This window comes from Alteromonas sp. MmMcT2-5 (assembly GCF_022348315.1).
Lineage (GTDB): Bacteria > Pseudomonadota > Gammaproteobacteria > Enterobacterales > Alteromonadaceae > Alteromonas > Alteromonas macleodii.
The window spans coordinates 1-12520 of the sequence record NZ_JAKRFB010000084.1 but is presented as its reverse complement, the minus strand read 5'-3'; the positions used below and the strand labels follow the sequence as shown (position 1 = coordinate 12520).

Annotated in this window: 10 protein-coding genes and 5 tRNA genes; 7 read left to right on the top strand and 8 right to left on the bottom strand. The window is 43.9% G+C overall.

Annotated elements, in window-relative coordinates; all coding sequences use genetic code 11:
• Positions 1–21: 21 nt before the first annotated feature.
• From MHN09_RS20070 to MHN09_RS20050, 5 genes are all read right to left on the bottom strand, one after another.
• Positions 22–97: transfer RNA gene (locus MHN09_RS20070), tRNA-His, on the bottom strand.
• A gap of 169 nt (positions 98–266) precedes the next feature.
• Positions 267–343, bottom strand: a tRNA-Pro gene (locus MHN09_RS20065).
• Positions 344–376: 33 nt separating this feature from the next.
• Positions 377–452, bottom strand: a tRNA-His gene (locus tag MHN09_RS20060).
• 88 nt (positions 453–540) lie between these two features.
• Positions 541–617 (bottom strand) — tRNA-Arg (locus MHN09_RS20055).
• Positions 618–641: 24 nt separating this feature from the next.
• Positions 642–718 (bottom strand) — tRNA-Pro (locus tag MHN09_RS20050).
• A gap of 346 nt (positions 719–1064) precedes the next feature.
• Here MHN09_RS20050 and folD point away from each other — a divergent pair.
• The 6 genes from folD (at position 1065) to MHN09_RS20020 (ending at position 7394) form a co-directional block, all read left to right on the top strand.
• Positions 1065–1919 carry a bifunctional methylenetetrahydrofolate dehydrogenase/methenyltetrahydrofolate cyclohydrolase FolD gene (gene folD, locus MHN09_RS20045; RefSeq protein WP_014950149.1) on the top strand — a complete coding sequence of 285 codons (855 nt, stop codon included), beginning with the start codon at positions 1065–1067 and terminating at the stop codon, positions 1917–1919.
• 106 nt (positions 1920–2025) lie between these two features.
• Positions 2026–2604 (top strand): DUF1415 domain-containing protein, encoded by a 579-nt coding sequence (locus MHN09_RS20040; protein ID WP_168463263.1) that lies wholly within the window; start codon positions 2026–2028, stop codon positions 2602–2604.
• A 237-nt stretch (positions 2605–2841) separates the two neighbouring features.
• Positions 2842–3561, top strand: coding sequence for a tRNA (N6-threonylcarbamoyladenosine(37)-N6)-methyltransferase TrmO (gene tsaA, locus MHN09_RS20035; RefSeq protein ID WP_168463262.1), 720 nt, complete (start codon positions 2842–2844; stop codon positions 3559–3561).
• 182 nt (positions 3562–3743) lie between these two features.
• Positions 3744–5462, top strand: coding sequence for a proline--tRNA ligase (locus tag MHN09_RS20030; RefSeq protein ID WP_239241778.1), 1719 nt, complete (start codon positions 3744–3746; stop codon positions 5460–5462).
• 37 nt (positions 5463–5499) lie between these two features.
• On the top strand, positions 5500–6342 hold the full coding sequence (locus MHN09_RS20025; protein ID WP_239241777.1) for an MBL fold metallo-hydrolase: 843 nt from the start codon (positions 5500–5502) through the stop codon (positions 6340–6342).
• Positions 6343–6377: 35 nt separating this feature from the next.
• Positions 6378–7394 carry a phospholipase A gene (locus tag MHN09_RS20020; RefSeq protein WP_039231566.1) on the top strand — a complete coding sequence of 339 codons (1017 nt, stop codon included), beginning with the start codon at positions 6378–6380 and terminating at the stop codon, positions 7392–7394.
• Positions 7395–7476: 82 nt separating this feature from the next.
• On the opposite strand, the gene MHN09_RS20015 is transcribed toward MHN09_RS20020, so the two are convergent.
• Together MHN09_RS20015 and MHN09_RS20010 are read right to left on the bottom strand one after the other, a co-directional pair.
• A complete protein-coding gene (locus MHN09_RS20015; protein ID WP_239241776.1) occupies positions 7477–8379 on the bottom strand; it encodes a histone deacetylase in 903 nt (300 codons plus the stop codon).
• Positions 8380–8488: 109 nt separating this feature from the next.
• Entirely contained in the window at positions 8489–10111 is a 1623-nt protein-coding gene (locus tag MHN09_RS20010) for a methyl-accepting chemotaxis protein (RefSeq protein ID WP_239241775.1), read from the bottom strand.
• 388 nt (positions 10112–10499) lie between these two features.
• Here MHN09_RS20010 and MHN09_RS20005 point away from each other — a divergent pair, with 388 nt between their 5' ends.
• On the top strand, positions 10500–11279 hold the full coding sequence (locus MHN09_RS20005) for a sulfotransferase domain-containing protein (RefSeq protein WP_239241774.1): 780 nt from the start codon (positions 10500–10502) through the stop codon (positions 11277–11279).
• A gap of 62 nt (positions 11280–11341) precedes the next feature.
• Here MHN09_RS20005 and MHN09_RS20000 read toward each other — a convergent pair whose 3' ends face one another.
• Positions 11342–12235 (bottom strand): sulfotransferase, encoded by an 894-nt coding sequence (locus MHN09_RS20000; protein WP_076012619.1) that lies wholly within the window; start codon positions 12233–12235, stop codon positions 11342–11344.
• Positions 12236–12520: the final 285 nt, after the last annotated feature.

Below are 12520 nucleotides of genomic sequence, written 5' to 3'. Positions count from 1 at the left end.
TCCACCACTTCCGCGAAAAAGTGGGGTGGACGATGGGACTTGAACCCACGACAACCGGAATCACAATCCGGGGCTCTACCAACTGAGCTACGCCCACCACAGTAATCCTGTTCAGTCTTATGTGTGAATTGATAAACACATAAGCGCCTACCGAGCTGTCAGGATCTTACATAGCTACTCGGTAGTTAAAGTCGACTCATACCCTAGCCCACAGATGATTTATCACTCTTGGCTAGAAGTATTTACTGAATCGAAGAAAGCATAAATGGTCGGTGAGACAGGATTTGAACCTGCGACCCCTTGTACCCAAAACAAGTGCGCTACCAAGCTGCGCCACTCACCGACTGGAATGCTTTCCACCACTTCCGCGAAAAAGTGGGGTGGACGATGGGACTTGAACCCACGACAACCGGAATCACAATCCGGGGCTCTACCAACTGAGCTACGCCCACCATAGGGTGTGTTTGCGATTTACGTGCTTTATTTTAGCAGTGTAAATACGAAAATTCAGCCTTGCTATCAGGACCTACCTGACTCGCATGGCGCGCCCGGCAGGATTCGAACCTGCGACCCACGGCTTAGAAGGCCGTTGCTCTATCCAGCTGAGCTACGGGCGCTTGGCGAATCTTCGCTGCAAAAAGTGGTCGGTGAGACAGGATTTGAACCTGCGACCCCTTGTACCCAAAACAAGTGCGCTACCAAGCTGCGCCACTCACCGACTGTCGTACCGACCTTGAAGCATTAGCCTCTGTGCCGTTACGGGGTGCGAATATTACTGACATCCCCCCACCTCGTCAAACACTTTTTTAAATAAAATCATCAACCGCTCACAAAGCATCCATTCTCACGTTTTTTTGAACAATTACCCGTGTAATTGCCTGTCTTTAGCCTAGGTTTGCGCTTATTTTAAAGGGTAAGCATCAGGCTTTCCATTAACAGTCGTTTACGTTGAACATTTGTGGCGAATAATTGCAGAGTAATAACTACTAGAGTATTAGTCCTATTTTATGAAACAATATAGGGCACTTGTTGACCACCCAACCATATAAGAATCGTACAAGACTATGACCGCCCATCTTATTGACGGCAAACTAATTGCCAAACAAGTTCGCCAACACGTAACCTCCTATGTTGAATCGCTTACGCAAGCAGGTAAAAGACAACCAGGCCTAGCCGTTGTTCTTGTTGGCAGTGATGCAGCTTCTCAAGTTTATGTTTCCAATAAACGTAAAGCGTGCGAAGAAGTGGGGTTCGTTTCTCGCTCTTTCGACCTTCCTTCTGATACCACAGAAGAGACCTTGCTAAATTTAGTGGACGAGCTAAACGAAGATAAAGAGATAGACGGAATTCTGGTACAGCTTCCTTTACCTGCAGGGTTAAATGCAGAAAAGGTACTTGAACGTATTCACCCTCATAAAGATGTCGACGGATTTCATCCATACAATATTGGCCGCCTTGCACAGCGTATTCCTGCACTACGTCCCTGCACGCCAAAAGGCATCATGACCATGATAGAGTCAACCAAGCGCCCTGTAAAAGGCTTGGACGCGGTCATTGTAGGTGCGTCGAATATTGTGGGGCGCCCTATGAGCCTGGAACTGCTTTTAGCAGGCTGCACCGTTACTACCTGTCACAAGTTTACTCAGGACCTTAAAAGTCACGTTCAACGTGCAGACCTACTGGTAGTCGCAGTAGGTAAACCGAACTTTATTCCTGGTGACTGGGTAAAGCAGGGCGCGATTGTCATTGATGTAGGTATTAATCGCGTTAATGATGGTTCACTTGTTGGCGATGTTGATTTCGAAAAAGCGAAAGAGCGCGCAGGCTGGATAACCCCCGTTCCAGGCGGAGTTGGTCCGATGACAGTAGCCAGTTTGATAGAGAATACGCTGGAAGCTTACGTAAAATATCATTCTTAAAGTACAAATAGTTCAACCTAAATGTTAGGCAGAAATCAAATTTCTGCCTTTTTGTTTTATACTCCCCCTCAAGTTGAACACAGACTCAAACTGACCTACACCTTTTATGGCAGAACCAACATCTCCTTTATGGGAACAGCACGTAATTGATGCAACGCTTAAATGGGTTGACGACATTGTGATAAAGCATAACTTTTGTCCCTTTGCGCGCTATGTAAGAACACCTCACCAAATTCGGTGTGTGGTAATTGAGGGCAATGCGGGAAATGTCGTTCAATCGCTATACGATGAGTTGCGGCATTTAGAAGAGAATGACACCACCGCTACAACACTAATTGCACTCACGCATTCAACCCTTGCTGATTTCAACGAATATCTCGATGTATTGGCTATCAGCGATAATATGCTGCACGACTGGGGATACAGCGGCACTTATCAACTTGCCAGCTTCCACCCCAATTATGTATTCGACGGTAGCGACGTAGACGATGCTGAAAACTATACCAATCGTTCACCCTACCCGCTTTTGCATTTGATTCGTGAAGCTGATATCACACGCTACATCAAGAAAGAAGAAGATGCCGAAAAGATATTCAGCCATAACATTGAAAAAGCACGGACGCTTGGGTGCCCTTATTTTGAGGGCGTATTAGACACGCTAAAAAAAGATAAGCCCGCTCGATAAAACACGGGAAGCTTACTTTTTTGTGTAATGTAAAAAACACGCACTAAAAAGAGAATAAGCTCGTGTTGCGAGCAGGCCCAAAGTATTGGATTACTCCAGGGAACCCAAATAAGCAGCGCCTTATAACAAGCAGGATGTTTATTTGGCTCAAGCTTTCACTTGAAACGTCACTTTACCTGCAAATTATGTGAGTAATATGACAACGTTACACATTTTTGACTTCGTTAAGGCTAAAACGTGAATACCCACAATTCATTTTCTCTCGAGGCGATAGCGACCGTCGCTACGCCTTTCAAGCAAAAGTTTGCTATTCCAAGACAGCCCAACTTGGCTAACGCCCAAGGCATTATCACCTTCGAAGAAGGCTTTAACGATATCAATTTGCTTAAAGGGATAGAGAATTACAGTCACCTGTGGCTGCTTTTTATCTTTCACCAGAACATTGAACGCGGTTGGAAAAATACGGTAAAAGCCCCTCGTCTAGGTGGTAATGCAACTATGGGCGTATTGGCAAGTCGCAGTACCCACCGACCTAATGGGATTGGCATGTCTGTGGTGAAAAACAAAGGTGTGGTTAGCAGTAATGGACAGACACAGTTAGTGGTTGAAGGGGTAGATTTAGTCGACGGCACACCACTTGTCGATATCAAGCCCTATATCGCGTACGCTGATAGTGTTCCTAGCGCCAGCGATAATCTTGATGACATTAACCCCATACCCAATCGCGACGTATCATTCGCCGATACAATCCAGCCCACACTTGCTGAAATAGAGAAAAAGCACCGTGGTTTTTCTGCCTTGGTGACTGCGGTACTGTCCCAAGACCCTCGCCCAGCCTATAAACAGCATATTGAAAATGATGAGAAAACCTACCGCGTGACGCTATACGATATTGATGTAGGGTTTGAAATAAGAGATGCCGCCGTTAAGGTGACCGAACTGGTTCATTTAGGATAATTACACTATTAGTGTTAACAGTCTGTGGCGAAATAGCTCACAGTTAATTAGAATACGCCCAAACGTGTGACACCTTATCTCGGTTCAAGCATTTCGCAATGTTTTGTTTTGCGAATTGCCGTTTGCGAAAGAGCATCACACTAACCGTCATAAATACATTTATAACAGGATACCTGCTTTACATGCGCACTAGTCAATATTTGCTTGCCACGCAGAAAGAAACACCTGCAGATGCAGAGGTTATCAGCCACCAGCTTATGCTAAGAGCTGGTATGATCAGAAAGCTTGCCTCGGGTCTATACACATGGTTGCCATCTGGTCTTCGTGTACTTAATAAAGTAGCCAATATTGTTCGTGAAGAAATGAACAAAGCAGGCGCGATTGAAGTGCTAATGCCCGTTGTTCAGCCCGCAGATTTGTGGGAAGAATCTGGACGATGGGAAGAGTACGGCCCAGAGTTACTTCGTATTAAAGACCGCCACCAGCGTGATTTCGTATTAGGTCCAACGCACGAAGAAGTTATTACCGCGCTTGTGCGTAATGAAATTAGCAGCTACAAGCAGCTTCCGCTTAATCTATACCAAATTCAGACTAAATTCCGCGACGAAGTGCGCCCCCGTTTCGGCATTATGCGTGGTCGTGAATTTACCATGAAAGATGCGTACAGCTTCCACTTAGAAGACAGCTGTTTAGAAGAAACGTATCAAAAAATGTACGACGCTTACTGCAATATATTCTCGCGTATGGGCTTAGACTTCAGAGCAGTCATTGCCGACTCTGGCTCTATTGGTGGTAATCACTCTCACGAATTCCACGTACTTGCCGCATCAGGTGAAGACGATATCGCTTTCTCAAGCGACAGTGATTACGCAGCCAATGTTGAAATGGCTGAAGCTGTTGCGCCTGAAAAAGCTGTCGCATCGGGCGCTACTGTTGAGACTAAAGATGCCAAAGGCAAAGATTTCAATGCCATCTTAAAAAGCGTAGAAGCCGAAGTGACAAACGCGGTTAAAGTCGTAGTAGTGAAAGCCGCTAATGAAGTAGACAGTAAAGGCGAAGAAGTAGTTTCTGATAAATGGGTAGCCCTTGTACTTCGTGCTGATCATGAGCTTAATGATGTAAAAGCAGAGAAGTTAGACGGCGTTGCAAGCCCGCTTGTTGAAGCATCATTTGAACAAGCAAAAGATATTCTTGGCGTGTCACCATTGTTTGCTGATGCAACCAACCTGCCTGTACCCGCTTTTATTGACGCCAGTGCAGCTGCCCTTGCTGACTTCACTACAGGCGCAGGCGCAGGCGGTAAGGTAAATATTAACGTAAACTGGTCTGAAGATATTACTGGCGTTGATATTCGCAACGTTGTAGCAGGCGATGCATCTCCTGACGGGAAAGGCACGCTAGATATTAAACGCGGCATCGAAGTGGGTCATATCTTCCAGCTTGGCAGCAAGTATTCAGAGGCCATGAACTGCGGCGTACTAAGCGAATCAGGTAAGCACCAAACCTTAACTATGGGTTGTTACGGTATAGGCGTATCTCGAATTGTTGCGGCAGCTATCGAGCAAAACCACGATAAATTTGGCATAAAGTGGCCAGATCCTATTGCACCGTTTAAAATTGCATTAATACCAATGAATATGCATAAGTCTCATCGTATTAAAGAAGCAGCCGAAGCGCTTTATGAAGAGCTTGTTGCCCTTGGCGTAGAAGTGTTGTTTGACGACAGAAAAGAGCGTCCGGGTGTCATGTTCAATGATATGGAATTAATTGGCATACCTCACAGCATTGTTATTGGTGAAAGAAACCTAGATAATCAACAGGTTGAGTATAAGAATAGACGTACTGGTGAAAAGCAGTTGTTAGATATTAGCGCAGCAAAGGACTTTGTAGCCGCACTCTAGCGCCTGATCTCGCCGATTAGATTAGAAAAGAGGGCGTATGCGGTTAACATTTTATGGCGTAAGAGGGTCAATCCCTACCCCGGGAGCAGCTTACGTCCGCTATGGTGGTAATACTGCATGCGTTCACATTGAGCTTGAGGATGGAACCGATATCATCCTCGACTCAGGCACAGGGATTCGCGTGCTCGGCGAGCGCCTTATTCAAAAAAATACACCCATTTATCTGCTGTTGAGCCACAACCATTGGGATCATATTCAAGGCTTCCCTTTTTTTGCGCCTATCTATCAGGCTTCACGCGAAATCAACATATACCCGGGTCAAACCCTCCTTGATGAACCTGATCAAATTTTAAAGCAAATGGAAGGGTCGTTATTTCCAGTCCCCCGAAGTGCGCTGAAAGCTAACATTTCTATTGTCGATATTCCCAAGTCTACAAGCCGATTTTCAGTAGGAAGCGCAACCATAACTCGCTTAGCCATGAACCACCCCGGTCGTGGCAGTGCTTATTGTATTGAAGCCGATGACGCAAAGGTGGCTTACATAACAGATAATGAGCTTTACCCCCCCTACAAAAAAGAAACAGACTTTATCGATTTCGCAAAATTTGCACAAAATGCCGATCTGCTAATACACGATGCACAGTATATGTTGTCTGACATGCCAGCTAAGAACGGATGGGGTCATTCGGTCGCGGAAGAAGCGGTGAAACTAGCAATGGCATGTAACGCAAAAAAATTAGCTTTATATAGTCATGATCCAGAACGGACTGATGACGATATAGATGATGTTGTAAACCATTGTAATGTATACGTCACAGTGGCAGAGTCTAATCTACAAGTATTTGCATCTTCAGAAGGCCAAGCACTGGACTTCAGTTAAGCATAACAACAACCCCACGTTACGGAGAATTAAAGGTGTCTGTGTTAAAGCCTTTTGTATTTTTGGCAGCATTTGCTGCTTGCACGCCTGTGTGCGCTCAACAATCACAAGAAGTGGTAAGCGAACAAGCATCATCTTCAGAAAATAGTGAACAAGAGCGCACTGTTGAAAATGAAGAAAATCAATCGTCTCAGGAAGAAAGCGGTATTGAAGTTATCGATATCATCAAACGTGACACCATCACGGAAAGTGCACTGGATAACCGATTAGAAGGCGATAAAGAAGCACTGGATAATGTGTTTGCTATCACTCAGCATAGACAAAACTATCTACTTCCAATTACTTACGTTTCCAACCCAAGCTCTGTAGCCAGTGAAGAACTCACAAACGAGAACATAGACAATAAAGAAGCCAAATTTCAGGTAAGCGCAAAGCTGCCGCTTTATTTGGAAGATACAGGATTCGACGGCGTTTACTTTGGCTTTACGCTAACCTCTTTCTGGCAGCTTTATAACAGTGAAGCGTCGAAGCCGTTTCGCGAGACCAATTACGAACCAGAAGTCTTTTGGCAAGAAACAGCCGATTATTCCGTACTTGGCTACAAATTTAATACCTTTCAAGTTGGTTTCAATCATATGTCTAACGGTCAAAGCGGGCTGCGCTCTCGAAGCTGGAACCGTATATTTGCCTCTATTGTCTTTAGCGACGATGACGATATCTACTACCTAAAGACGTGGTACCGTATTCCTGAAGACGAGAAAACAGACCCGCTTGATCCTACCGGCGACGATAACCCTGATATACAAGACTATTACGGTAGAATGGAACTTGGTTATGGAAGAAAAATTGGCGCGTTTAAAGTACTGGCGCTTTTACGAAATAACCTCGACGTAGATGAGAACCGAGGCAGCATCCAGTTAGACTTCACCTACCCTATCTCTGACCGCTACGAAGTCTTGCTTCAATACTTCAATGGCTATGGCGATTCGCTTATCGACTATAACCGCTCACAAGAACGTATTGGTATCGGTTTTCAGCTGCACTTTTTATAATAAATTACCATGTAGACTCAGGATGGGCGCGCCAAACCGCTTTTGTATGGCGTGCTCTTTTCATTTTAGACATCACTGTTTGCTAATCAATCACGCCTGCCGCGCGATAAAGCTGAATATGCACATCTACCAGCGCTGCAATATCTCTTTGGTAGCCTCCACCAATTACCGCAGCAATCGGAACGCCCAAACGCTCGGCTAACGCAAAGACTTGCGTATCTCTTTCGTACACGCCTTGCGTAGAAATATGCAAATGACCAAGGTCGTCGTTTACATGCACATCAACGCCTGCGTCATAGATGATGGCATCGGGCTGAAATTGTCTCATTACCATCGTTAGCGCTTGTTCTAGCGTAGTTAGATACTCATCGTCTTCGGTGCCCTTATCGAGTCCTATATCAATATCGGAACGCTGCTTTCTGTGAGGGAAGTTCTTTTCACCATGAATAGATAAGGTAAAAATATCACGGTCGTTTTCGGCAAGTTTGGCTGTGCCATCCCCTTGATGCACATCTAGATCGACAATAAGCACATTTTCAACGGACGGGGTTTGCTGCATAGTTTTCGCTGCCAAATATAAATCGTTGAACAAGCAAAAACCTGAACCAAAATCAGCAAACGCGTGATGATACCCGCCCGTTAAATTCAATGCTTTTCCATGATCTAGAGCTAGCTTGGCTGTTAAACAGGTTCCAGCAACGGCAGTACGGGTACGCTCAATCAGCTGCTGCGACCAAGGAAAGCCTATGCGGCGCATGGCTTTCTTATCTAATGCGCCAGTACTTAGTGCATCAACATAGTCCGGATCGTAATAGGCAGTGAGAAAAGAAAGCTCAACCGGTGATGGAGTAACAAAACGCGATGCTTCCACTCCACGAATTAACAATTCATCGCGTATACCTACGTACTTCTCGATGGGAAATCGGTGTCGCTCAGGAAGATCTAACTGGCTATAAATAGGATGAAATACGAGTGGTGTTGTCATTATTATCAATACTAGTTTAGGACGCACGCATCTATAACAGATAAAAGAAAAGGAGCGTGAACATTGTTCAAACACTCCCTTTTAACGTGTTTATACTGACAAAGCACAGTTAGCGGGTCAAACTGTTCACCACCTTTTCAACGTTTTCTGACATACTTTTCATTGAGCGTGACATGTCATCACGCTGAGCAAGTTGATGATATTTTTCAGATGATGTGACCACATTACTGATAATTGTTTCCACCTGCTGAAGTACAGCCTCTTGCTCATCTGCGGCTTCGTTAAGCGCCACAACTACGCTCGCCGTTTCTTGAATATCCCTCACCACGTTATTGAGTGTTTCAAGCGCTGTCGCTGCTTCTGCTGCGTTTGTGTCTGACAGCTGCTTGCCTGACGACATCGCCGCAACGGCCCCTTTTGCTTCAGCTTCAAAACTACTTAAAATGTCGTTAATTTCCTTGGTCGACTGCTGTGTTTTAGCTGCAAGTGCTCGAACCTCGTCGGCTACCACAGCAAAACCACGGCCATGCTCACCTGCCCTAGCAGCTTCAATTGCTGCGTTTAGAGCCAGCAGGTTAGTCTGATCGGCAATTTCATTAATAACATTTACCACTTTTAGAATATTGGTACTGCGGCTTTGCAGTTCTGACACGATATTACTTGATTCGGTTACCGTTTTTGCTAGTTGCTTAAAGCCTGCATTGGCGCTTTCAAACGTGGCATAACAACTTGCCACGTTCTTTTCTGAGTTATTTGTCGCCACAGCAACTTGGTCGGTGATTGCCACTAAATTTTGCACAATCTCTTTAAGTTTATCCGTACTGCTATCAAGCGAGCGCGACGCATCCCGTTGTCCATTGGCGCCTTCCATAATGGATTGACTGACGTTACCGAGGGTGCCAAACGCCTTCTCCATTTCGGTCTCCGCTTGTTGAAGCTGCGCAACCGAATCTTTTAATTTGTTTTGTAATGCCCTGGCAGATTCTGCCAGCATGCCCAATTCATGGTCGCTGGAATACGTTAACGCGTAGTCGTAACGGCTATGAGCCAAGTTAGATATACACGCCGCAACCTGCTTCGTTGGTTTAATAACCTGAGAGCGCAAACGAGCAATCACATAAGCAACAGAAAGCACAGAAAGCGCAATTGCTGCCAGTAGAATTATCCAGAGCATAGTGCGCGTATTGGCTTTAAGTTCAGCAATCGCATTCGCTGAATCCGCTGCAATTTCCGCCGCGATACCTGAGAGGAGCTTAGCAGGCTCTCTATCAATACCTCGAACAAAGCTATCTCCAACCTTTGGATCAAACCCTGAGTTAATAAATGCGTCGTATCCTTCACGGTATTTCTCGGCCATGACTGCATGGGCTTTTTGAAATTGCCTGATATCTGACTTCACGCTTTCACTTATCACACTATTTGATAGCATCAGGTCAAACTGGCGAGTGATGTCGGCCTCTCTCTGCTTGAATCGCTCCCAGTATTTTTCTCGGTCGTCTTTTTTGTGGCCACGTAACAATACGTTCTTCCACTCTTGCACTTGAGTTTTGAAAGTACTTAGCGTGGTATTGACGTCTCGTTCAGACTGAACAAGGGTGTTTTCTAACTCATCGAATGAATTAAGTAACGAAAAAGACTTTAGAATTGAGGCACCGTTTAATAGTACAAGAATTAAAAAGCTGGCGAGAACAGGCGTCATCACCAAACGGCTGATGCTTGTGTAATTGAACACGGCTTAACCTTTAGTATAAATTTAAAGAAGGACGTCGCCATTAAATGATATTTTTATGACGCTACGGTTACATTGGGTAAATACGTAATGTTTTTTCTGTCTGGAGAGTTTAAATTAAATTGATAGATACACAATGGCACTATAGTAGCTGGTTTATTGAAACTTCTACTATTTTACTGATGTTGAAGATTGGAAATAACGTTCTTTAAAAGTGAATACGACGTTTTATAAAACCATTAAGCTGACCTCATTGACTCTTTACCTGCAATTAATGATAGGGAAACTTGTTAAATTTGGTCTGGTCTAGTAACTTACTTCGGGCTTCTTATGCCTATGAAAATGAACTACTCAGGTGAGTTTGAAATTTAAGTCTACACGGAATCGAGTAATGAAAAGCTTGTTAAAGAATAGTTATTATATAATCAGGGATCGCTTGTTTTTTTCACGTAAAGTAAACTTTTTAGTGTGCGGTACCCAGAAGGGAGGCACTACAGCGCTTGCAGAGTATTTAAGTGAACATCATGAAATCTGCATGGCCAAGAGGAAAGAGGTCCACTTTTTTGACAAGGTAGAATTGCCCGATTACTCGCACTATCACGCATTTTTTTCTCCAAAGAAGCACCACAAGGTTTTGGGCGAAGCTACACCTATTTACATGTATTGGGACAATGCTCCTGAACGCATACATGAATACAACTCCCAGATGAAGTTAATCGTCGTGCTTAGAAACCCTGTCGATAGGGCTTATTCTCATTGGAATATGACACGCAATAGAGGTCAGGAACCACTATCATTTAGAGAAGCTATAGAATGCGAAGAAGCACGCTGTAAAGATAAAAAGTCGGAGGATAGTAGACGATACTCTTACGTAGACCGAGGACATTATCTAGAACAACTGGAAAGACTGTGGAGCCTATTTCCACGGGAAAATATACTTGTATTGAAAAACGAAGACCTCAAAAACTTTCCACAGGAAACATTGAATAAAGTATGCGATTTTATCGGCGTTTCACACCTAGATAATGTTCAGAAAAGGGACGTGCACTCAAGAACATATGAATCCAAGATTTCAGAAGAAGACAGATCGTATTTACAGGCGGTCTATGCTGATGGGATTAAAGGTTTAGAAAAAGAACTCGGTTGGAATTGTAGTGAATGGCTTGTCTAAAGAGAATTGTCTTGTTCTCTTTAGACAAGGATAATTAAGACATAACTGCTAGCTAATAAAATTCAAATTTGAAAACCGAGCTGACGAACACGTTTCAACGAATCGTTATCATACGAACTCAAATCTGTACTTTTGTAACGCCCTAATGAAGAAGGGGCTTTAGGTAGCGTTACCATCGATGCGAAGCAGCCATCAGACACGTCGACGTCCGCGAACGCTAAAAGGTTTTTTATTGGCTCAACAGGGTCACTACATAATTCATCGTAATTGATTATAAGTACCCTGTCTTGGCCATATAGCTTTTGAAATTCCACCACCCTTTCATTAGCGATTAACCAATATTCCAATGACCGTTGTCTTATTTCACTTGGTGAGCACCTTGTTTCAACCCCCCACATCGCTCCCCAATTTAGTAGTTGTTGTTGGTTTTCACTTAAAGACATGTCGAGACCATGTCGTATAGTGTGAACATACTTCATCTCTGGGTAGTAATCGAACAACTGGTGAAGGAGAATATGGCTGTTAGGCTCCTTCCATCCCCATCGCCCAGATACTTCTGGCTTTTTAGTTTGAGCCATTAATTGTTCGGTTACAAAACGTCGAGCCCAATGTCTACCAAGACCTAGCGTCGTCTCCCCCCTTTGAGCCCAAGAAAACAACACTTTCAATAACGTTGTCTTTTCGCTTAGCGAAAGCGGTTTATTTAACAGAAGAGCTTCATGCAACGCAATGTAACGGTCTAGGGGAAGTCCGTTTTTTAGAACTTTAAAAAGCCACTTATTGCGTTTGAAAATTAGTGTGAAAGAGAGATTATCGCTTGCTGGATTCAAGCTATAGCCAAGATGAATACCAGCCAGCATCATTATTTCAGCTACAACGCGGGTTCCGCTACCTCCCACGCCACCGATAACTAAAGGAGAGTTGATTGTGCAGCCATTTCCATGTGTATTTTTCATAGTTCCTCTGAGAATTGTTTTATGGCATTAAAAACAACCCGTTATGATAATAACCAGAACTAATCTTGAAGCTGACACCTTGATCAGCTCATTTAATAACCAAAGTATTACGAAATGTACATTTTTTCAACAAAAATATTAGACGGGATAAAAGGGGCTGGCTTGAAACAAAAAAACCGGCAATTTGCCTAATGCCGATCAGTTAAGAAAATTTTCATGATCGGTTGACCGATCTTTTTAAGGCTTCAAAATCCGATATCAGTCTCTGGTATCGGATTTTTTAAT